At 72.4% G+C, this 21,810-nt stretch carries 18 protein-coding genes; 8 read left to right on the top strand and 10 right to left on the bottom strand.

Annotated elements, in window-relative coordinates:
• Positions 1 to 7: 7 nt before the first annotated feature.
• From ACIO3P_RS34660 to ACIO3P_RS34635, 6 genes are read left to right on the top strand one after another with little or no spacing between them, the layout of a single operon-like run.
• Positions 8 to 277 (top strand): acyl carrier protein, encoded by a 270-nt coding sequence (locus ACIO3P_RS34660; RefSeq protein WP_329829623.1) that lies wholly within the window; start codon positions 8 to 10, stop codon positions 275 to 277.
• Positions 274 to 1,620 (top strand): hypothetical protein, encoded by a 1,347-nt coding sequence (locus ACIO3P_RS34655; protein ID WP_401850933.1) that lies wholly within the window; start codon positions 274 to 276, stop codon positions 1,618 to 1,620. The genes ACIO3P_RS34660 and ACIO3P_RS34655 overlap by 4 nt, the downstream gene beginning before the upstream one ends.
• Positions 1,610 to 2,650 carry a Gfo/Idh/MocA family protein gene (locus ACIO3P_RS34650; RefSeq protein WP_401850936.1) on the top strand — a complete coding sequence of 347 codons (1,041 nt, stop codon included), beginning with the start codon at positions 1,610 to 1,612 and terminating at the stop codon, positions 2,648 to 2,650. The genes ACIO3P_RS34655 and ACIO3P_RS34650 overlap by 11 nt, the downstream gene beginning before the upstream one ends.
• Positions 2,647 to 3,711, top strand: coding sequence for a phosphotransferase family protein (locus ACIO3P_RS34645; RefSeq protein WP_401850938.1), 1,065 nt, complete (start codon positions 2,647 to 2,649; stop codon positions 3,709 to 3,711). The genes ACIO3P_RS34650 and ACIO3P_RS34645 overlap by 4 nt, the downstream gene beginning before the upstream one ends.
• On the top strand, positions 3,708 to 4,787 hold the full coding sequence (locus tag ACIO3P_RS34640) for a hypothetical protein (protein ID WP_401791119.1): 1,080 nt from the start codon (positions 3,708 to 3,710) through the stop codon (positions 4,785 to 4,787). Before ACIO3P_RS34645 ends, ACIO3P_RS34640 begins: the two co-directional genes overlap by 4 nt.
• Positions 4,784 to 6,187 carry a condensation domain-containing protein gene (locus tag ACIO3P_RS34635; protein ID WP_401850941.1) on the top strand — a complete coding sequence of 468 codons (1,404 nt, stop codon included), beginning with the start codon at positions 4,784 to 4,786 and terminating at the stop codon, positions 6,185 to 6,187. Before ACIO3P_RS34640 ends, ACIO3P_RS34635 begins: the two co-directional genes overlap by 4 nt.
• A gap of 37 nt (positions 6,188 to 6,224) precedes the next feature.
• On the opposite strand, the gene dnaE is transcribed toward ACIO3P_RS34635, so the two are convergent.
• Entirely contained in the window at positions 6,225 to 9,863 is a 3,639-nt protein-coding gene (gene dnaE / locus ACIO3P_RS34630; RefSeq protein ID WP_401850943.1) for a DNA polymerase III subunit alpha, read from the bottom strand.
• Between the two features lie 142 nt (positions 9,864 to 10,005).
• Between dnaE and ACIO3P_RS34625 the strand changes: the two genes are divergently transcribed.
• Positions 10,006 to 10,956, top strand: coding sequence for a LysR family transcriptional regulator (locus ACIO3P_RS34625; protein WP_401850945.1), 951 nt, complete (start codon positions 10,006 to 10,008; stop codon positions 10,954 to 10,956).
• Here ACIO3P_RS34625 and ACIO3P_RS34620 read toward each other — a convergent pair.
• A complete protein-coding gene (locus tag ACIO3P_RS34620) occupies positions 10,929 to 11,846 on the bottom strand; it encodes a glycoside hydrolase (protein WP_401850952.1) in 918 nt (305 codons plus the stop codon). The genes ACIO3P_RS34625 and ACIO3P_RS34620 overlap by 28 nt on opposite strands.
• 258 nt (positions 11,847 to 12,104) lie before the next feature.
• On the opposite strand from ACIO3P_RS34620, the gene ACIO3P_RS34615 reads away from it, so the two are divergent.
• On the top strand, positions 12,105 to 13,088 hold the full coding sequence (locus ACIO3P_RS34615; protein ID WP_401850955.1) for a L,D-transpeptidase: 984 nt from the start codon (positions 12,105 to 12,107) through the stop codon (positions 13,086 to 13,088).
• Between the two features lie 24 nt (positions 13,089 to 13,112).
• On the opposite strand, the gene ACIO3P_RS34610 is transcribed toward ACIO3P_RS34615, so the two are convergent.
• The 8 genes from ACIO3P_RS34610 to ACIO3P_RS34575 all read right to left on the bottom strand — a co-directional run bounded on the left by ACIO3P_RS34610 (position 13,113) and on the right by ACIO3P_RS34575 (position 21,682).
• Entirely contained in the window at positions 13,113 to 14,129 is a 1,017-nt protein-coding gene (locus ACIO3P_RS34610) for a CopD family protein (protein WP_401851729.1), read from the bottom strand.
• Positions 14,130 to 14,211: 82 nt separating this feature from the next.
• Complete coding sequence (locus ACIO3P_RS34605; RefSeq protein ID WP_401850958.1) at positions 14,212 to 14,928, bottom strand: hypothetical protein; 717 nt, start codon at positions 14,926 to 14,928, stop codon at positions 14,212 to 14,214.
• Positions 14,929 to 15,035: 107 nt separating this feature from the next.
• Complete coding sequence (locus tag ACIO3P_RS34600; protein ID WP_401850961.1) at positions 15,036 to 16,241, bottom strand: hypothetical protein; 1,206 nt, start codon at positions 16,239 to 16,241, stop codon at positions 15,036 to 15,038.
• A complete protein-coding gene (locus ACIO3P_RS34595) occupies positions 16,241 to 17,065 on the bottom strand; it encodes a polysaccharide deacetylase family protein (protein WP_401850964.1) in 825 nt (274 codons plus the stop codon). Before ACIO3P_RS34595 ends, ACIO3P_RS34600 begins: the two co-directional genes overlap by 1 nt.
• Positions 17,066 to 17,333: 268 nt before the next feature.
• Positions 17,334 to 17,846 carry an ATP-binding protein gene (locus tag ACIO3P_RS34590; protein ID WP_329829612.1) on the bottom strand — a complete coding sequence of 171 codons (513 nt, stop codon included), beginning with the start codon at positions 17,844 to 17,846 and terminating at the stop codon, positions 17,334 to 17,336.
• A gap of 262 nt (positions 17,847 to 18,108) precedes the next feature.
• Positions 18,109 to 18,879, bottom strand: a complete 771-nt coding sequence (locus ACIO3P_RS34585) for an enoyl-CoA hydratase-related protein (RefSeq protein WP_329829611.1) — start codon at positions 18,877 to 18,879, stop codon at positions 18,109 to 18,111.
• Between the two features lie 96 nt (positions 18,880 to 18,975).
• Positions 18,976 to 20,238: an Ig-like domain-containing protein gene (locus tag ACIO3P_RS34580; RefSeq protein WP_401791574.1), complete on the bottom strand. Its 1,263-nt coding sequence runs from the start codon at positions 20,236 to 20,238 to the stop codon at positions 18,976 to 18,978.
• 211 nt (positions 20,239 to 20,449) lie between these two features.
• Positions 20,450 to 21,682: an Ig-like domain-containing protein gene (locus ACIO3P_RS34575; protein ID WP_329829609.1), complete on the bottom strand. Its 1,233-nt coding sequence runs from the start codon at positions 21,680 to 21,682 to the stop codon at positions 20,450 to 20,452.
• Positions 21,683 to 21,810 lie beyond the last annotated feature (128 nt).

Below are 21,810 nucleotides of genomic sequence, written 5' to 3'. Positions count from 1 at the left end.
GGTGGCGATGAGTGTGACCGTGGACGAGATCGAGCTGAAGATCAAGGACGTCCTCGCCGGTGTGCTGCCGGGCGACGCCGCCCGGGAAGCGATCGGCCCCGACACCGATCTGATCGACGAGTACGGCCTGGACTCGCTCCAGGTGATCTCCTTCCTGCTGGGGATCGAGGACGCCTTCGACATCGAGCTGGACTACGAGAACCTGCGGCTGGACGATCTGCGGTCGGTACGGCAGTTCGTCGGCTACGTCGCCGGTCTCGGCGTGGCGGCGCGGTGACGGCGGGCCGGGGCGCCCCGGCGGTACCGGCCGCCCCGGCCGCCCACTGGGGCACGTTCGACGCGGAGCGGTGGTGGCGGGCCCCGGAGCTGGCCACCCTGCCCGCGGTCACCCTGCCGGGCGGCGCGGGCGCGGTGGCCGCGATGGACGAGCTGCTGGCCGGGTTCTGCGCGCCGGGCGATCTGCTGGTGACCCGGACGCCGATGGCGGACGCGGTGCGCGAGGGGCTGGGCGCGTGCGGGATCGACGTCGAGCCGTACGTCCTGCGGTCGGGGGCGGCGGAGGACGACCGCCCTCGTACCGTTGACGCGCTGATCGCCGCCGACGGCGCGGCGCGCGAGCGGATCGCGGCCTGCCCGGACGTCCTGCCCTACGCCGTACTCCCCGACACCGTCGCCCTCACCGACCGGCTCGGCAGACCCGGTCTGCTGCCGCCGGTGGCGGTGGTCGCCGAGGTCAACTCCAAGTCGTGGTCCAACGCGCTCGTCCGGAGGCTCGGCCTGCCCGGCGCGGGGCGCGTGGTCCGTTCGGTGGACGAACTGGCCTCGGCCGTCGCCGAGTTCGGGTACCCCGTGCTGGTGAAGGACCCGTACGGGGTGTCCGGGCGGGACACCCTGGAGATCGCCGCGCCCGGCGTGCTCGGCGCGGTCCTGCGCACGCTGGGACGGCAGGTCGCAGCGGGCCGGCGGATCGAGCTGGTGGTGCAGCGCCGATACGCCAGGCGGTACGACTTCTCCGCGCATCTGCGGATCGCCCGCACCGGCGAGGCCACCGTACTGGGCGTGCTGATGATGACCAACCACCTTTTCCGGTACGCCGGTTCACACCCGGCCGACCCCGGCTTCCTCGCCCGTCTCGACGCGGACGGCTACTTCGACACCCTCGCGGCCGTGGCCGAAGCGGTCGCCGGCGCCGGGTACTGGGGGCCGGTGGGCGTCGACTCCATGGCCGTCGAGGACGGGACGGTCGTCCCCGTCCTGGAGATCAACGCGCGCCGCTCCCTCGGACTGCTCTCGCTCCGCCTGGACCAACGGGTGCGGGAGAGCGGCGGCGGCCTGCGCGGCCATCTCTGGCAGGTGGACCTCGCCGTACCGCCCGGCCGCTCCGTCGCCGACCTGAGCGCCGCGTTGCACCGGGACGGTGCGCTGTACGGAGGGGGCCCGCGCCCCGGGGTGACGCTGCTGGGCGGCAGTACGCTGGCGGCCCCCGGCGGCCGGGTGTACTGCGCCCTGTTCTGCGCCCCCGACGAGGCGCCCGCGCTGCGGCGCCGGGTGCTGGCGGCGGCGGCCGACGCCGGGATGACACCGCGCGGGGCGTCCGACGGGGTCGCCGATGCGGCTTGACATCGGCCTGATCGGGGCGACCGCGATCGCCGAACGCGCGGTGGTGGGGCCCGGCTCCCGGTACGACGACGTACGGGTGCGCGCCGTGGCCGCGAGCGATCCGGAGCGCGCCGCCGCGTTCGCCGCCCGGCACGGGATCCCCCGGGTGCACGCCGACTACGCGGCCCTGTTGGCGGACCCCGGCGTCAACACCGTGTACGTATCGCTGCACAACTCGGCGCACCGTCCCTGGGTGGAGCGCGCGGCGCGGGCCGGGCTCCATGTCGTCGTGGAGAAGCCGCTCTGTCTCGGCCCGGCCGAACTGGCCGGGATCCGGGAGGCCGCGGCGGCGGGCGGGGCGCGGGTGGTGGAGGCGGTGCCCACGGCGGGCCATCCGTGGCAGGGAACCGTCCGCGCCATGGTCGAGGACGGCCGGTACGGGCGGCTGCGCTCCGTACGGACCGACATCCGCTTCGGTGTCCCGGCGGCGGGCAGCTACCGGGAGCGGCCGGAGCTGGGCGGCGGGATCTTCCGCGACTGCGCGAGCTACTGGCTCCAGGCGATTCAGGCGACCGTGGGACTCGGCTCCGTGACCGGACGCGGTACGGGGCGGTTCGACGGCCCGTACGGGAGCGACCGGGCCTTCGAGGCACACCTCGGCTGGGAGGACGGCCGGGAGGCGGTGCTCCACTGCGAGGTCGGCGAGGGCCATCAGGCCCGCCACACGTTCGTCTTCGAGACGGCGGAGGTGCGGCTGCGCAACTTCCTGCTCCCGACGATGGGCGCGCTGCCGCTGAACCTGGTGGTCCAGCACGCCGACGGGGCCAGGCAGGTGCTGCCGTTCCCCCCGGTGGCGTACTACGACTCCCAGCTCGACCGCGTCCGGGCGACGCTGTCGGGTCGTCACACGGACCACGATGACCACGGCGGCGAAGGCGACGGGGGCGGCAGTGGCGACGGCGGCGAGCTGGAGCGGGCCGGCGCGCGCGTCGAGCTGATGGCCTCGATCTACCAGGACGCGGTCCGCGCGTCGGAAAGGCAGACACGGTGAACAATCTGCACAAGCGGCGCCCCGGGGAGCGGCAGTTCGAACGGATGCTCGCGGCGGCGGGCGTCGACCCCGGCCTGGTGCGCTCGCGCACCGAGCTGTCGGACGCGACGTTCAACACGGTCTACCGCCTCCACCTGGCCGACGAGGCGCCGGGCCACCGCGGCCTCGTCCTCAAGATCGCGCCCGATCCGGCCACCCCGATGCTGAGTTACGAGCGCGGCATCATGCGGACCGAGGGGCTGTTCTACGCGGCGGCGGCGGGCCGGGCGCCGGTGCCCGAGGTGGTGTACGCGGACTTCTCCCGGGAGCTGATCGACACCGACTTCCTGGTGATGTCCGCCCTGCCGGGCACCAACTGGCACGCGGCCCGCGACGGGATCGCGGACGGCGAGCGGACGGAGCTGCGCGGCGAGCTGGGCGGGATGGTGGCGGCGCTGCACCGGGTGACGGGCACGGCCTTCGGCTACCCGCAGACCCCGTCCGAGGACCGGTCCGGCTCCTCCCCCTCGTCGGCGCCGGGGTGGCGCGCCGCGTTCCTCGCCATGGTGGACACCGTCCTGGCCGACGCGGTCACCTTCGGCTCGCCCCTGCCGGAACCCGCGGAGCGGATCCGGGAGACGGTACGGGCCTCGGCGGATCCGCTGGACGCCGTGACCACCCCGGTCCTGGTCCACTTCGACCTCTGGGACGGCAACATCCTCGTGGACCGGCCCGCCGCCCCCGCGGGCGCGCCCCGGATCAGTGGTCTGGTCGACGGTGAACGCGCCTTCTGGGGGGACCCGTTGGCGGAGCTGGTCTCGCTGGCCCTGTTCGGCGACATCGAGCGCGACGAGGCGTTCCTCGGCGGCTACCGGTCGGCGGGCGGCCGGGTCGACTTCGACGGGGACACCCGGCGGCGGCTCGCCCTCTACCGCTGCTACCTCTATCTGATCATGCTGATCGAGGCGGTGCCGAGGGGCTTCTCCGGTCCCGAGCAGGAGGCCAGGGACCGCTACGTGGGCCGCCATCTGCGCGCCGAACTGGCGACCCTGTCCGGGGCGAGCACCGGAGGCCGGCCGTGATCGAGATCCTCACCTCCGGGGTGGCGCTCGGCGTGCACGTCCCCGGGCTGCTGCTGGCCGACCGGCTCCGCGAACAGGGCGCCGACGCCGAGGTCCGGGTACTGGAACGGCTGCTGCCGGAGCGTACGTTGACGACCACGGCCGCCATGAAGTGGGCGTTCCACCGGAACTTCCGGTTCGCGCTGACCGGCCAGCGGGTGGCGACCGACCCGTCGGCCACGGTGGCGGACGGGGCCGTCGAGGAGCTGATGGACACCTGGCGGGCGGAGCGGATCGACCGGTTCGTGGTGTTCTCCGGCTACTGGCTGCCGATCGTCGAGCGGTACGTGTCCCGGTACGGGGCGGCCGGCGCCGCCGCGCCCCCGGTCGACGTCTGCCATGTGGACTCCGTGGCCTCGCCGTCCTTCGTGAAGACCGGCCGTCCCGCGCCCGGCGTACGCCATGTGTGGCTGGCCGACTCCGCGGGCGGGCGCATTCCGTACAGCATCCCCGTCACCCGGGAGCCCGCACTCCCCTGGGCCGAGCGGGACCGGCGGCTGCTGGTGCACGGCGGGGGCTGGGGCATCGGCACCTACCGGGAGCGCGCGCGGGAGTTACGGGCGCACGGCTTCGCGCTGGACGTCGTGGCGTACGAGGAGGCCGACGTGTCCGGCGACGACCCGGACATCCGCTCCTTCATGGTCGACCCCGGGTGGCATCCGTGGCTGGACGACGGCTATCCGCCGTTCGGCCGCGTCGTACCGGGCGAGCCGACCCGCTTCACGCGCGGCGCCGGGCACCACGGCTCCTTCGACCTGACGCGGGCCGCGGTCGCCACCGTCAGCAAGCCTGGCGGCGGCACCCTGCTGGACTCCCTCTGGTCGGCGACCCCGGCCGTCCTGCTCGAACCGTACGGCGGCCACGAGGAGCGCAACACCGAGCTGTGGCAGGAACTCGGCTTCGGCATCACGTTCGCGCGCTGGGCGGAGACGGGCTTCGACATGGCCGTCATCGAGAAGCTGCACCACACGCTCAGGGAGGCCGCGGCCCATCTCCCCGACTACTCGCGGCTGCTGGCCGAGGAGGCCGCGTCATGACCGCCGGATCGCTCGGGACGCTGCGGACGACGGTCGACCTGGCGTTCACCGCCCCTCCCGGCGGCGCCCAGGGCGTGTACGCGGCCACGTGGGGCCAGCGGGAGATGTGGCACAAGATCGCCCAGCACCGTCCGGGCGGCTTCTACCAGCTCTCGCAGATCATCCCGGTCGGGGAGCCACGGAGCCTCGACACCGTTCTGGGGTGTCTGCGGCATCTCGTGGGCCGGCACGCCTCGTTGCGCACCACCTTCCGCGAGGACGCGGGCGAGCTGTTCCAGGTGATCCACCGGGACGGTGTGCTGCCCGTCCGGGTCGAGGAGGCGCCCGGCGAGGGCCGGGAGCGGGCGACGGCCGCCGCGCTGGTGGACGGCTTCCAGGAGGACGAGCCGCTGCTGGAGCGGGAGTTCGCGCCGCGGCTGGCCGTGGTGACCCGGGGCGGGGCCGTCACGTACCTCGTGCTGGTCTGCTCGCACGTGGTGCTGGACGGGCACAGCGAACGCGTGCTGGCCTCGGAGCTCAGGACGCTGCTGGCCGCCGCGAACGCCCCGGCGGAGGCGGAGGAGACCCGTACGGTGCTCCCTCCGGTCGGGCACGGACCCGCCGAGCAGGCCGAAGCGGAGGCCCGCGCGAAGAGCCGCCGTACCTCCGCACGGTCCGTCGCCCACTGGCGCGCCACCCTCGCCGACGCCCCGCCCGCCCTCTTCCCCTCCCCCACCGAACCGTCGCCCGCCGCGCCGATCTGGTGCGGCAGGCTCGCCTCCGGGGCGCTCGCCACGGCCGAGGCGGCGCTCGTACGGTCCGGGCTCGGGTCCGGCGCCCTCTGGCTGAGCGCCGTCGCCCGGGTCCTCGCGGCACACACCGGGCGCCCCGCGACGACCTTCCGCCTGCCGGTCAGCAACCGCTTCGACCAGGCGCTCGACGGGTACGTCGGCAACCTCTCCCAGCACACGGTGGTCACGGTCGACACCGCCACCGGAACCTTCCGCGAGCTGGCACGCCGGGTCGAACGCGACCTGATGCGCGCCTACTTCCACGCCCGGTACGACCCGGCGGAGCTGGCGGAGGCGACCACGGAGATCGAGTCCCGGCGCGGCGCCCCGCTCGATCTGACGTATCTCTTCAACGACGTACGGAGCCGGAACGGCAAGCCGCGCCCCACCCCCGCCGACCCGGCCGCCCCGGAGGAGTCGGGAGCGTCGGGGGTGAGCTGGGAACTCCTCCACAGCTCGAACAGCGACATCAAGCTCCACGTACGCGTCACGGAGACCCGCGGCCGGCCACGGCTGGACATCGCGGCCGACACCTCCTGCCTGTCGAGGAGCGCCATCACCGACGCCCTGTTCGCCGTCGAACAACTCCTGGTCGAGGCGGCGCGCGAGGCGGAGGACGGGGCCGGGTAGGGGGCGGGAGGCGGGGCAGAGGGGCGGCGCCGCTGGGTCAGGCGAGGCCGAGCCATGCCTCCGCCCCGAACGTGCCCTTCACGTCGGAGGCGACGGTGGCGGCGTTCACCGTGGCCCCTAGGGCGTACACGGTGGTCTTCCGCGCCCCGCGCACGCTGAGGTGGACCGGGCTGTCGCCCGGGTGGTCGCCGAGGATGCGCTTCAGTTCGCGCACGGACCGCTCGGTGATCCGGTGGGCGGGGAGCGCGAGGCGCACCGGGGGCCGCCCGCCGTGCTCGGCCGCGGAGACGTCCAGCACGGCGAGTTCCCTGCCGAAGACGTTCAGGGTGCCCTCGCGGTCCTCGATCCTGCCCCGGACGGAGACGACGTTGTCCTCGGCCAGCGCGTGCTGGACGAGCTGGTAGGCGGCGGGGAAGAAGAGGACCTCGACACTGCCGTCGCGGTCCGCGAGGTCCACGACGGCCCACGCGTTGCCCTGTTTGGTCATCCTGCGCTGGACGCCGGTGATCAGCCCGGCGAGCCGTACCTCCCCGGTGGTGCGTCCGGAGCCGAGCAGTTCGGCGAGGGAGCAGTCCCGTGCGCCGGCGAGGATGTGCTCGGCGCCGTCCAGCGGGTGGGCGGACACGTACAGTCCGAGCATGTCCCGCTCGGTGGCGAGGAGTTGGCGGCGCGGCCACTCCGTCCCGTCGATGGGGAAGTCCAGCCCGAAGGCCGGCCCGCCACCCTCCTGGCCGTTTCCACCGCCCTCGCCGCCCTCGCCGGCCGATCCGCTCAGCTCGGCGAAGAGGTCATCCTGCCCGTACCCGGCCGCCTTCTTCACGGGGATGACCGCGTCGACGGCGGCCTCGTGGACGGCGGTCAGGCCCTTGCGCGCATGCCCGAGGGAGTCGAAGGTGCCCGCCTTGATCAGCGACTCGACCGCCCGCTTGTTCAGCGCGGGCAGCTCGGCCTTGTCCAGGAAGTCGGGGAAGGAGGTGAACTTCCCCTTGGCGCGGCGGGTGGAGAGGATGGACTCGATGACGTTGTCCCCGACGTTGCGCACGGAGCGCAGCCCGAACCGTACGTCGTCCCCGACCGCGGTGAACTCCGCGACGGACTCGTTGACATCGGGCTGGAGGACGCGCACCCCGTTCTTGCGGGCGTCGGCGAGATAGATCGCGGCCTTGTCCTTGTCGTCGCCGACGGAGGTGAGCAGGGCGGCCATGTACTCGGCCGGGTAGTTCGCCTTCAGATAGGCCGTCCAGTACGACACCAGCCCGTACCCGGCGGTGTGGGACTTGTTGAACGCGTAGCCGGAGAACGGCAGCATCACGTCCCACAGGGCCTTGATCGCCTCCTCGCCGAAGCCGTTGGCCCGCATGCCCCGGTGGAACGTGGCCCACTCGGCGGCCAGCACGTCCGGCTTCTTCTTCCCCATGGCCCGACGCAGCAGATCGGCGCCGCCCAGGGTGTACCCGGCCAGTTCCCGGGCGATGGCCATGATCTGCTCCTGATAGACGAGCAGATGGAAGGTGTTGCCGAGGATCGGCTCCAGGGCGTCCCGGAGTTCGGGGTGGATCGGGGTGATCTCCTGGCGTCCGGTCTTGCGGTGCGCGTAGTTGGTGTGCGCGTTCGCCGCCATGGGGCCCGGCCGGTAGAGGGCGTTGACGGCCGCGATGTCCTCGAACCGGGTGGGTTCCATCTGCCGGAGCAGGACGCGCATGCCGCCGCCGTCGAGCTGGAAGACGCCGAAGGTGTTGCCCTCGGCCAGCAGCCGGTACGTCCTGGCGTCGTCCAGGGGGATCACGGTGACGGGATCGCCGTGGGCGTCGTCCATGGGGTCCACCGTGGCCAGGGCGATGCCCCGGTTCTCGCGGATGTTCTCGATGGCCTGGTCGATGACGCCGAGGTTGCGCAGCCCCAGGAAGTCCATCTTGACCAGGCCCATCGCCTCGCACGACGGGTAGTCGAAACCGGTGATCCGCACGCCGTCCGAGGCGCGCATGTGCAGCGGGATCCGGTCGGTCAGCCGGGTCTTGGAAAGAATCACCGCGGCGGCGTGCACACCGGTGCCCCGGGTCAGGCCCTCCACCCCGCGTGCGGTGTCGACGACCCGTCTCACGTCCTGCTCGCTGTCGTACAGCTCCCGGATGGCGCCCGCCTCGGCGTACCGCTCGTGGGAGGGGTCGAAAAGCGCGGCCAGCGGGGCGGACCTGCCGTTCTGGTCGGGCGGCAGCGCTTTGGTGATCCGCTCGCCGTGGGAGTACGGGTAGCCCAGGATGCGCGAGGAGTCCTTGATGGCGTTCTTGGCCTTGATCCGGCCGAACGTGTTGACCATGGCGGTGTACTCGTCGCCGTACTTCTCGGTGACGTAGCGCACCATGGCGTCGCGCCTGCGGTCGTCGAAGTCGAGGTCGACATCGGGCGGGTTGATGCGCTCGGGGTTCAGGAACCGTTCGAACAGCAGGCCGTGCTCCAGGGGGCACAGCTCGGTGATGCGGATGGCGTACGCGACGAGGGAGCCGGTGGCCGAGCCGCGGCCGGGCCCGAGGGGGATCCTGTTCTCGCGTGCGTGGCGGCAGATGTCGGCGACGACGAGGAAGTACGAGCTGAAGCCCATCGGGCCGATGACCGACATCTCGGTCTCGAAGCGTTCCAGGACGGCCTGCGGGACCGGGGTCCCGTACCGCGTGGCGAGGCCCTTGAGGACGTCCTTGCGCAGCCAGGACTCCTGGGTCTCGCCGTCGGGCACGTCCGGGAAGCGCGGCATCTCGTCGGTGTGGTCGAAGACCTCGTCGTACGGTTCGACGCGCTCGGCGATCAGCAGGGTGTTGTCGCAGGCCCCCGGGAGTTCGGAGAAGAGCGCGCGCATCTCGGCGGCGGTCCGCAGGTAGTAGCCGGAGCCGTTGAAGCGGAAGCGGCCGGGGTCGTCCTTGTTCTTGCCGACGCCGATGCAGAGCAGGCTGTCGTGGGCGTCGGCCTGGTCCTCGGTGACGTAGTGCGCGTCGTTGGTGGCCAGGAGCGGGATGCCGAGGTCCCCGGCCAGCCGCAACAGGCCGTCGCGGACCTCGCGTTCGATGTCCAGGCCGTGGTCCATCAGCTCCAGGAAGTAGTTCTCGCGGCCGAAGATGTCCTGGTAGGCCGCCGCCGCGGACCTCGCCTCCGCGTACTGGTCGAGCCGCAGCCGGGTCTGGATCTCCCCCGAGGGGCAGCCGGTGGTGGCGATGACACCCGCCGCCCGCTCCGCGATCAGTTCCCGGTCCATGCGCGGTTTCCCGGCCGGGAACTGGCCCTCGTAACTGGCCTGGGTGCTGAGCCGGAACAGGTTCCGCAGGCCCTGGACGTTCCGTGCCCACATGGTCATGTGGGTGAAGCGGCCACCGCCGGAGACGTCCTTCGACCCCTCGCCGTCGTCGCCCACGGCGCGCCGGCCTCCCGGCCCCCAGAACTCCCGCTGGCGGTGGAAGCGGGAGGAGGGCGCCACGTACGCCTCGATGCCGATGATCGGCGTGACGGTCTCGAATCCCTTGGCGACCTGCGCGAACTCATGGGCGCCGAACATGTTGCCGTGGTCGCTCATGGCGATCCCGGGCATCTTCTGCCGGGCGACCTCGCGGAACATCGGCGTCAGCTTCTGCGCGCCGTCCAGCATCGAGTACTCGGTGTGGTTGTGCAGATGGACGAAGGAATCTGGCACGGGTGAGTCACCTCCTGGACAACCGGGCGTTGACCTGGCTCATCAAAGCGAGCCCGGAGCAGGGGAATCAAACAACCATTTCACCCTCATCCCACAACCATCCGTTGTATCGACGACGTGGGGTGCTGTTAGCGTGGCCGTCGTGGATCTCTCTGCCGTGCGTACCTTCGTCACCGCCGCCGACGCGGGCCAGTTCCAGGAAGCCGCGATCAGCCTGTCGGTCACGCAGCAGGCCGTCTCCAAGCGCGTCGCCGCCCTGGAGAAGGAGCTCGGCGTACGGCTGTTCACCCGGGCGCCGCGCGGGGCCCGGCTCACCATCGACGGGCAGGCGTTCCTGCCGCACGCCCGGGCGCTCCTCCGGGCGGAGGAGCGGGCCGCCGCCTCCGTACGGCCGGGGCACCGGGCGCTGCGGGTCGATGTGCTCGGCCGGCGGCTCTCCACGGCGGGGCTGCTGCGCGGCTTCCACCGTGCGCACCCCGAGGTCGAACTCGATGTCGTGACCCTTCTGCGCGCCGACACGGCGGTCGACGCGGTCCGCGACGGCACGATCGACGCGACGTTCCGCGCCGTCCCGCTGCCGGGCGGGCCGCTGCCCGACGGTGTCGAGGCGGTCCCGGTCCTCGACGAGCCGCTGCATCTGTGCACCGGTCCCGCCCATGAGTTCGCCGCCGCACGCGCGGTCACCCCGTCCCGGCTCGCCGGCCACCGGATCTGGATGCCCGGCAACGCCCAGGGCACGGAATGGGCCGCGTACTACGACGAACTGGCCGCCGCCTTCGGGCTGACCATCGACACGATCGGCCCCGACTTCGGCGTCGAGCCGCTGCTCGACGCCATCGCTGACTCCTCGACGCTGGCGACCTTCGTCGGCGAACGGACCCCGCTCGTCCGGCCCGTGGGCCACGACCTGCGTCGCATCCCGCTGCGCGATCCGACCCCGGTCTACCCGCACTGCCTGCTCTGGCGCACCGACAACCCGCACCCGGCCCTCACCGCGCTCCGCGACCATCTCGCCGCCACGCGCCCCCGCCTCACGGAGGGGGAGACCTGGACCCCGGCCGGGGCCTACGCGGTGCGGTTGCGGCCCACGTAGACGTTCCGCGCCCGGTAGAACGTGTCGCCGCCCGGCCCCGACGACCCGGAAGAGCCCTCCATCTGGAGGTTGATGATCAGCCAGAGCGGCTTGCCGACGAACCCGGCGCCCCGGTGGGCCGCCTTCCAGGTGCCGTCGAGGTAGTAGTGGATGTCCACGTCCGTGGCGTTCACCTTGGTGATCCAGGCGCGGTACGTGTGCCAGGAGCCGGGCGACGGGACGCCGACGATCGTGCTCGACACGTCCGAGGACGTACGGAAGGTGTTGAACCAGTTGTTCGTGTTCCCCTTGAACTCCAGGATGTCGCTCTCCGGCGGCCAACTGTTGACCCCGGTCAGCCAGAACGCCGGCCAGGTGCCCGCCCCGCTCGGGGCCTGGAACTCGCCCTTGACCTCGTAGTCGGGGAACTGGTCGGTCACCACGATCTGGTTCTTCGCGTGCACGGCGCCCGAGTGGTAGCGGATCGGGAGGTGCGGCGTGGAGGTGCTGGTGCCCTCGTCCCAGGTGATCCGGGTCGCCTGGAGGGTGAGCACACCGGAGTTGAGATAGATGTGGTTGTGGTCGGTGGAGCTGCCGTACATCCGGGCGCTGCCGTTGTGATCACTGCCCCAGGGATAACGGTAGTTCCACTCCGCCTCGAACGCGCCGTAGCTGCCGAAGGACCCGTTGATCACGTCCTCCCACGCGGCCGCCGTCGCTGCTGACGGCGCTGCTGATGTCGCCGCCCGCGCCGTACGGGGCGGGGCGGCGCCCAGCGTCAGCGCCCCGCCCAGCGCCGCGGCCCCGCCGAGGAATCCCCTGCGGCCGACGCGGCCCGGACCACTCGGGCCGCCCGCGTGCCCGTCGCCCTGGCTGCCGTACGACTCGCTCCGTGCCGGTACGTCCCGCATGACGTCTCCCCAGGATGGGACAGAAAGCATCAGGACTCACCACATTCCCAAGGGGATCATGAGGCGTCAACGGGTGCGGCACGAGTCCCCGCCCCTCATCTGATCCCCCGTCATGGCGTAGGCCAGGGCGCCCATTCGGGGGAACGTCACGGCGTTGAAAGCGTCGAAATCGCCCTCCGTCGTGGCGGACCCGTTCCCATGTCCTATGTCCTTCCCGTGTGCCGCGCGCTCGCCCGGAACCCCGCCGAGGGGGACCCGATGACTTCGGGAGCCAACATCAAGACCGACCACACCACCCACGTCCGTGTCCCGTACGCCTGGGCAGCGGCGGGCCTGTGCGCCCTCGCGCTCGCGGGCTGTTCCGTGCTGGGCGCCGTACGGCCCGGTACGGGCTCGGACGACAAGGCCGCGACGAACGCCGTGAAGCCCGCCGCCGCCCGCCCCGCGCAGCGCCCCGCGGGGCCGGTGCCGGCCGTACTGGCGGACGCCCATGTCAACATCGACGACGGAGCCGTGGTCGGCGTCGGGATGCCGATGTCGCTGGTCTTCGAGCACCCCGTGCCCGTCGCCGAACGGGCCGCCGTCGAACGGGCCCTGACCGTCTCCAGCACCCCGCGCGTGACCGGCGCCTGGAGCTGGGTCAAGGACCGCAACCTCCTCGACGGCGGGCGTCTCGACTACCGTCCCCGTGAGTACTGGCCCACCGGCACGAAGGTCACCCTCCGCGCGGGCCCGGGGTCCGGCCCGGGTGCCTCGCTGCACCGGCGCTTCACGGTCGGGCGGTCCCTCGTCGCCACCGTGGACGTACGCGACCACTCCATGACCGTCGTCAGGGGCGGCGTCGCCACCCGGATCCCGATCACGGCCGGGGCCCCGGGCATGGAGACCTGGAACGGCGTCATGGTCGTCTCCAACAAGGAGCGCCGGCTGCTGATGGACTCCAGGACGGTCGGCTTCGGCGACGCGTACAAGGGCTACTACAACTACGCGGTCCACCTGACGTCCTCCGGCACCTACCTCCACGAGAACCCGCTGGCCGACGTGCACGCGGGCCGCGAGAACGTCACCCACGGCTGTGTCGGTCTCCCCACGGACGGCACGGCGCGCCGCTTCTTCGATGAGGTCATCCCCGGGGACGTCGTACGGGTCACGGGTGCGCCCGAGACGGTCGACCCGGGCAACGGCTACGGGGACTGGAACGTCCCCTGGAGCACGTGGCTGGCGGGCAGTGCGCTGAGGTGACGGAGGTACGGACGCCGCGCGCCGTCAGCGGGTACTGAGCCAGTGCGGGTCGGGGACCACGGTCAGGACCGCCGAGACCAGTACGACCACGGCCAGTACGCCCAGTTCGGCGCGGGCGGGGCGGACGGCGTCGCCGCCCCGGCGCAGCCGGACCCTGGCCGCCAGCGCCAGCGCGCACACCACGGCCACCAGGACGAGCTTGGCGATCAGCACCCTGCCGTACGCCGTCGTGAGGACGACGTCCACGGGGAGCCTGCGCAGCGTCGAGAGCGTGCCGGTGGCGGCCAGCGCGGCGAGGAGCCGGCCCGCGTGGCGGGCGTACCGGGAGAGCAGTTCCCTGGACCCGGCCGGATCGCCGCGCCGGAGCCACAGGGCGCGCAGCACGTACAGCAGCCCGCCGGTCCAGAGGGACGCCGCGGTGAGGTGGACGACGGTGAGCCCGACGCCCAGCATCGGGGTGTACGGCTCGGGGTGGGCCCGCAGCGCCTCCGCGCCGATGACGGCGGCGAGCGGGGCGAGGGCGAGGCACGGACGCGTCAGAGTGGCGCAGCCGGCCGCCAGGAGGAAGCCGTTGGCCATGACGAGGAGGAAGCGGCCGTCCGAGGTGCCGTACACGGTGGCGAGGTCGAGTCCGCTGACCCGGGCCAGCAGCAGGATCTGGCCGGCCGAGGCGCCGGCCCCGACGAGCGAGGCGGCGACCGCCCAGCGGCGCGGCCCGGGCGCTCCGGAAGCGGGCGCGGGCGCGGGCGCGGGTCCGGTGCGGGCAGGTCCGGTACGGGCCGGTCTCGTGCGGGCGAGCCGGCCGCCCGCGAGTTCGCCGAGGTGGACGGCGAGCGCGGCGAAGACGGCCGCGCGCAGCACGGTGGTGGCGCCCGCGCCGGGTATGCGCAGCTCCCCCGTGCCCCGGGCGGCGAGGCTCGCGCCCAGCAGGGCGACGAGGACGGCCGCCAGCGCGCCGCCCGCCACGAGCGCCGTGGTGGCGGGTGTGATCCCGCGACCGGACACACGGGCGGTGTCGTCGGCGGGCGGGCCAGGAGATATCACCCGCTCATCATCTCCGCGGATCGCGGAGAGCGGCAACGCGGACGGACGGCGGACGGGCGGCGGGCAGGCGGCGGACGGGTCAGCCGCGCCAGGGCTGGTAGTGCGGGTTGTCCTCGCACTGCGCCATGGTCTCGGTCCTCTTCGCCGTGTCCACCGGGCAGGCGCCGACGACGCGCTCCCGGGAGATGCCGCCGGGGAAGGCGACCTCCTCGTTCCCCTCCGGGGTGCGGGCGGCGCCCAGGGTCGTGACGACGTCGATGCCGCCGGGCGCGTCGATGTAGTAGTTGTAGACGGCCTTGTCCCCCACCGTGGACGTGTCCCCCACGATGGACTTGTAGAGGTCGTGGTCGTAGCTGGCGGAGACGTACGGCGAGCCCGGGCCCGCCAGGGTGTGGCGGGCCAGGTCGTACCGGCCGCCCACCGGCGCGTCGGGGTGGAGGCCCTGTTCGAAGACGAGCCGCGGTGCCCGGCTGTCGGCGCGGTAGAGCTGCTTGCAGTCGGTGCGCCAGGACGGCGTCGGGGTGATCCGCGCGACCTCGACCCGGTGGTCGACGGCGGCGAACATCCTGTCGGCGACGAGGGGGCACCGGTCGGCGGCCGGCGCGGACTCGGCGGCCGGGGCAGGCTCCGCGACAGGTGCGGGCTCGGCGACAGGTGCGGGTCCGGCGGGTCTCACGACGGCCGACGGGGACGGCTCGGGGCCGGACACGGCCTCGGTGGCCGAGGCGGGGACGAACACGGCGGCGGCGAAGAGGGCGACGGCCGCGGCCCGCCGCCGCAGGCGAGTAGTGGTCATGGGGAGCACCCTCCTCGCTGTGCGGCGGCGGGCCGTGGACCGTCACCCGGATTGGGGCGTGTTGCCGGTCGGTGGACGCGCCGGCGGACGTACCCCGGCCGCTCGGGTCAGCGGAAGACGCCCGTGTGCCCGAGCGAGTAGCGGCCCGGCTGCGGGTAGACCGCCAGCCCGTGCGGACCGCTGCCGACGGGGATACGGGCGAGCTGCTTGCCGCTGGTGGTGTCGATCGCGTACACCTCCTCGTCGTAACGCCCCGACAGCCACAGGACCTTGCCGTCCGACGAGACGCCGCCCATGTCGGGGCTGCCGCCGTCCGGCAGGTGCCACTTCTTCGTCAGCTTGTCCTGCGGGAAGTCGAAGACGGACACGGAGCCCTCGCCCCGGTTGGAGATGTACATCTCGCGGGAGTTCCGGCTCACGTAGAGGCCGTGGGTGCCCTTGCCGGTGGGGAGCAGCTTCGGGGTGGAGAACTTCTTCCCGTCGAGCACCCACACGCCGTCGGCCATCATGTCCGCGATGTAGAACGTGCCGCCGTCCGGGGAGATCTTCACGTCCTGCGGCATGGCCCCCTCGAAGGGCAGCTTCTGCTCGCCGACGACCTTCATCTTCGCGGTGTCGACCTTGAGGAGTTCGCCGGAGAACTCGCAGGACACGATGAAGTACCGGCCGTCCGCCGAGAAGTCCGCGTGGTTGACGCCCGCGCAGGTGACCGGTTCGGTCTTGAGGATCTTCATGGTGTGCGGGTCGCGGAAGACGAGTTCCCGGTCGAGGGAGGCCATGACGACCGCGTACTTGCCGTCGGGCGTGAAGTACAGGTTGTACGGGTCGTGCACCTCCACCGGCTCGCCCGCCTTGCCGGTGGCCGGGTCGATCGGGGTGAGGGTGTGACCGCGGTTGTTGTTGACCCAGAGGGTCTTCAGGTCCCAGGACGGCACGACGTGCTGCGGCTGCCGGCCGACCGGGATCGTCTCGATGACCTCGTACGACGCCGGGTCGATGACCGAGACGGTGTCGGAGTTGGTGTTGGGCACGTACACCCGCGAGGGGAAGCCCCGTACGACGGGCGAGAGCATGCCGGGGCGGTCGGCGGCGTAGATGTCCTTGGGGTCCTGCACGGGGGGCATGCCCGGCAGTCCGGCGGGCACGGACCGCGCGGGGACGGCCGGGCGGTCGGGCTTGGTGACGGCCGCCTCCGTACGGGCGGGGGCCCCGGAGTCGCCGCACCCGGCGAGGAGGGCGGCGAGGCAGAGGGCGGCAGCGGCGGTCACGAGCCGGGCGGCGGGGCGCGGGTCGCGGCGGGGGGTCGGGGGCATCAGGTCAGCAGCTCCGTGGTCGTCACCGCGCGCAGGCCGCGGCGTTCCAGTGCGTCGAGGAGGGCGGGCAGCGCGGCCACCGTGTCCGCGTAGCCGAAGTGCAGGCTCACCACGGAGCCGTCGCGGATCTCTTCGGTGACGGTACGGACGACGGTGTCGGCGCCGGGTGAGGTGAAGTCGAGGGAGTCGACGTCGTACGAGAGGGTGTGCGGGTAGCCGGCCCGCCGGGCCAGCCGCTGGACGAGCGGGGTGGCGTGCTGGGTGCGGGAGGGCCGGAACCAGGTGCCGACGGAGCCGGTGAGCCGGCGCAGCCGCTGCGCGCAGCCGGTGATCTCCGCGTACGCCGCCGCCTCGTCCAGGGCGGAGATGTCGATGTGGTGCAGCGTGTGGTTGCCGAGGTCGTGGCCGCCGTCGAGGATCCGGCGGGCGAGGGCGGGCTGTTCGTCGAGCCAGGTGCCGACGGCGAGGACGGTGACGCGGGCCCCGGCACGTTCCGCCTCGGAGAGCAGGGCCGTGGCGGTGGCGGGGTCGCCCTGGCCGTGGAAGGTGAGCGCGACCCGGGCGCGGTCGCGGGGGCCGTGCGCGATCTCGGCGGGCTGCCCGGGGAAGCGCCGGGGCGGTGGGGCGGTACGGGCGGCGGGGCGCGCCGTACCGGGACGGGCGCCGGCGCTCGCGCCGGGACCGGCGTCGGACGGGTTTTCGGACGGCCTTTCGGACTGCTTTACAGAAGGGGGTGCTGTGTCGGAACAGCCGGTGGAGAGGGCGCCCGTGACGGCAGCGCCGGCTGCTGCGCGCAGTGCACTGCGGCGGTCGATCGGGATCACGACCCCATTTAAGGGGGAAAGGGGGTGAAAGGTGGCGATTGACCCGCTGCGGGGCCTTCGCGGGTCGCCGAGCCTCGCGCTGGGTCTCCGGGTCCCGCTCTCAGGTCTCCGGGTTCCGCTCGGCCGCCGAGCCTCGCGCTCGGGTCTCCGGGTCCCGCGCTCGGTCGCCGGGCCTCGCGCTCCGGTCTCCGGGCCTCGCGCTCGGTCGCCGGGTCCCGCTCGGGCCCCCGGGCCTCGCGCAGTACGCGGGCTGTGCGCGGTGGGCGGGCTACGGGGTCTGGCGGTCGGCGACGCGCATCTCGAACCAGGTGGTCTTGCCGCGCGGCAGCAGGTCCACGCCCCACCGGTCGGAGAGCCGGTCCACCAGGAAGAGTCCGCGTCCGCTGGTGTCCAGGTCACGCACCGGCATCAGGCACGGCAGTCCGCGCGAGGGGTCGCGCACCTCGATCCTGATCCAGCCGCGGCGGCGCAGCATCCGTAACCCGAAGACGCGGGCGCCGGTGTGGCGTACGGCGTTGCCGACCAGTTCGGAGACGAGGAGGACGGCGTACTCGGCGGTCTGCGGCGAGAGCTGCCACTGGCGCAGCACCACGCTGTGGGTGATCCGGCGGGCGGCGGCGGCGGATTCGGGGCGGGACGGCAGTCGCACCTCCGCCTCCGTCGGGTTGCCGAACAATTCCAGCGCTTTGAGCGCCTGTTCGTCGTCGACGGACGGTATCCACCGCTCGGCGGCGGCGTTTCCGCGCTGCCGCGGCTGCTCCGTACCCTCCAGGCCCGCCATGCCCCCATCATGGCCGTACAGCGCCCTCCCCGTGGGCGTTCCGGGGTATTGGACCCCCCGGAACGAAGCATTCCGGGGGGCGTGATCGGCATATGCCGTTGGCAGAAATTGAGCGCGAGCACCTCTCCTGACCTGCGATGACGAGAAGCGATTGAAAGATCACCACATGTGACCGCGAAGGCCGGCTTAAGGCTGGCTTAAGGTCGCGCCGAGCGATGCACAGGGTTGACGTAACGGCCACGCATGTCCAACAGGGCGATTCTCAGAGGAACTTCGCCTTGCCGGGACCGTCCTCCACGAAGGAGCGCATCCCGCGCTCGCGGTCCTCGGTGGCGAACAGCCCCGCGAACCAGGTGCGTTCGACGGCGAGCCCGGTCTCCAGGTCCGTTTCGAGCCCCGTGTCGACCGACTCCTTCGCCGCGCGCAGCGCGAGCGCGGGCCCTTGCGCGAGCTTCGCCGCCCAGGCGTGCGCCTGCTCGTACACCTCGGCCGCCGGGACGACCCGGTCGACCAGACCGATCCTCAGCGCCTCGTCCGCCCGCACCTGACGGCCGGTGAAGATCAGGTCCTTGGCGCGGGACGGGCCGATCAGCCGCGCGAGCCGCTGGGTGCCGCCCGCGCCCGGGATCAGCCCGAGCAGGATCTCGGGCTGGCCGAGCTTGGCGTTGTCCCCGGCGATCCGGTAGTCCGCGCAGAGCGCCAGCTCGCAGCCGCCGCCCAGCGCGTACCCGGTGACGGCCGCGACGACGGGCTTGGGAATCCTCGCCACGGCCGTGAACGACTCCTGGAGCGCCCGGGAGCGCACGACCATCGCGGCGTGGTCCATCTCCCGCATCTCCTTGATGTCGGCGCCGGCCGCGAAGACCTTCTCGCCGCCGTACAGGATCACGGAGCGCACGTCGTCCCGCGCGCCGGCCTCCGCGGCCAGCTCGCGCAGCCGGTCCTGGACGGAGGTGTCGAGTGCGTTCATCGGGGGGCGGTCGAGCCGGATCGTACCGACGCCGCCGGAGACCTCAAGATTCACGGATGCCATACGAAAAATGTTAACCGCCGCTAACGACAACGGGCCCGGCCGCGCACCGGGTGGGTGCGCGACCGGGCCCGCGGGACCCGGTGGGAGCTACTTGGTTTACTTGGTCCACTCCGACCAGGACATGTTCCAGCCGTTGAGGCCGTTGTCCGGGGCGATCTGCTTGTCCTTCGAGTTCTTCACGATCACCACGTCACCGATGATCGAGGCGTTGTACATCCACGCCGACGGGGTGCCGTTGTTCCCGCCGCCCCGGATGTCCCGCAGACCGACGCAGCCGTGGCTGACGTTCGCCGAGCCGAAGGTGCCCGCGGACGCCCAGTAGTTGCCGTGCATGAAGGTGCCCGAGGTGGACAGGCGCATCGCGTGCGGCACGTCCTTGATGTCGTACTCGCCGCCGAAGCCGACGGTGGCGCCGTTCATCCGGGTCACCGCGTACTTCTCGCTGATGACCATCTGACCGTTGTACGTGGTGGTCGACGGGGCGCCCGCGGTGATCGGGATGGTCTTGACCAGCTTGCCGTCCCGGACGACCTTCATCGTCTTGGCGCTCGCGTCGACGGTCGAGACCTGGCTGCGGCCGATGGTGAACGACACGGTCTTGGCCTGCTTGCCGTACACGCCGGGCCGGCCCTCGACTCCGTCCAGGTTGAGCTTCACGGTCACCTTCGTGCCCGGCGCCCAGTACTTCTCCGGACGGAAGTCGAGCCGGTCGTTGCCGAACCAGTGGCCCTCGACGGGGACGGACGGCTCGGCCGTCACCGTGATGGCCTTCTCCACGGCCTCGGGCTCCGTGATGCCCCGGGTGAAGTTGATCGAGACCGGCATGCCGACGCCGACCGTCGAACCGTCCTCGGGCGTGTAGGTGCCGATGAAGGTGTTCTCCGGTACGAGCGTGGTGAACGTCGTGTCCTTCGCGGACGCGCGCCCGTCGGCGTCCTTGGCGATCGCGTGCACCTTGTACCTGGTCCCGGACGCCAGATGCTGGAGCGGCTCCCACGCCGTACCGTCCGCCGAGAGCTTGCCCTCGACCGGACCGCCCTTGTCGTCCTGGACGGTGACGGTGGTCAGCTTGCCCTTGGCCGCGGTGACCTTGAGGGCGCCCATGGTCCCCACGGCCTTGGCGCCGTCCTTGGGTTCGATCGTCACGACCGCGACGGAGGCGGCGTTCCGCACCTCCGCCGCGCCCTTGTCACCGCTCTTGCCGTCGTCACCGGCCCCGGAGCCCCCGCCGCACGCCGTCACCACCAGGAGCAGGGCCCCCAGCAGCAGGGCGAGCAGCCCCGTGCTCCCGCGGCCGCGCCCGCTTCGGCGACCGCCTCCGGACGTGGTCGATGTGGCCGGTATCGGCAGCCCGTTCACCATGGTTGTCTCCCCTCGCGCGGCCTGGCCCCGCCACGGCCCGCACCCCCGCGCGTCGAGTGCACGCGCATGACGAAAGATAATCACATGGCGAGCGCGACGTAGATCTCTCTTATGTCACCATTCCGTCCCAACGGGCCGGGACGGCGCAGGTCATAGCGGTGGTACGGGGCGGGGCCGACCGCGCGCGAGGGGCGCGGGGGTGCTCGTCTCAGCGGAGCGCCGAGCCCGCCTTCCACTTGTTCCACTCCATGTTCCAGCCACCGAGGCCGTTGTCCGGGGCGACCGTGCGGTCACGCGAGTTGACCACCTCCACCACATCGCCGACCAGGGTCCGTTCGAAGAACCAGCCGGCCGGCGCGTCCGGGTCGCCGCCCTTGGTGTCGCGCAGCCCGATGCACCCGTGGCTGACGTTCTCGGAGCCGAACGTACCCGCCGTCTCCCAGTAGTTGCCGTGCAGGAACGTGCCCGTGGTGGTCAGCCGGATCGCGTGCGGCACGTCCTTGATGTCGTACTCGGCGCCGAACCCGACCGAACCGCCGTTCATCCGCGTGACCTCGTGCAACTCCGTGACCACCATCTTCCCGTTGTACGTGGGGTTCTTGGCGTCGCCCGCGGTGATCGGCAGCGTCGACACCGGCTCGCCGTCGCGCCGTACCTCCATGGTGTGCTCCTCGGCGTCGACCAGGGAGACCTGCGAGCGGCCCACCGTGAAGCCGAGGTTCTTGTGCTGCATGCCGAACACCCCGGGCGCCGCCTGGACGTCCCGCAGCGCCAGTTCGATCGTGACCTCGGTGCCCGGCTCCCAGTACTCCCGCGGGCGGAAGTCGATCCGCTCGTTGCCGAACCAGTGGCCCGCCACCTCCACCGGCGGGTCCGAGGTGACCTTGACGGCGCGCTGGACGGCGGCGCGGTCCTCGATCTTCCGGTTGAAGTCGAAGGAGATGATCATGCCGGTGCCGACGGTGGCGCGGTTCTCCGGCGAGAAGTAGGCGGTGAACCGGTCCGTGGGCACCGCCGTGGTGAAGGTGGTGTGGCGGGCCGAGCGGTGCCCCGCGCCGTCCACGGCGACCGCGTCCACGCTGTACTTGGCCGCGAGCGCGACGACCGCGCCGCCGCGCGGGGTCCACGTACGGCCGTCCGCGGAGATCCGCCCCGGCAGTTCCGCCGGCCGCGCGTCCTCCACCTGGGTCACCTTCACCCGTTCGAGCCGCCCGTCCGGGATCGTCACCTCGATCCGGTCCGTCCGCGCGACCCCCTTCGCACCGTCCTTCGGGGTGACGGTGATGGTGTCGGCGGGGGTGCCCGCCTTGCTCTCCAGAAGGGCGGCGGGGCCGCCGGCGCACCCGGTCAGGCCCGCCAGTCCGGTCAGTGCGGCGATCAGTCCCGCCCAGGTCAGGAAGACCGCCCCGCGGGTCCCTGCCCGCTTCGTCACGTTTCTCATGACCGCCCAACGACCACCCCCCTCCGGGGGAAACGTGAGGGCAGGGCCTCTTGGGGGCAGAACAGGAGGAGGACCACGCGAGGAGCAGCCCACGGCCGGGACGCCGTGCGCGCCGGGGAGCGGGGCCC

Source organism: Streptomyces sp. NPDC087310 (assembly GCF_044744405.1).
Classification (GTDB): domain Bacteria; phylum Actinomycetota; class Actinomycetes; order Streptomycetales; family Streptomycetaceae; genus Streptomyces.
Note: the sequence above shows the minus strand (reverse complement) of the source record. Positions and strands in the feature narration are given on the sequence as shown.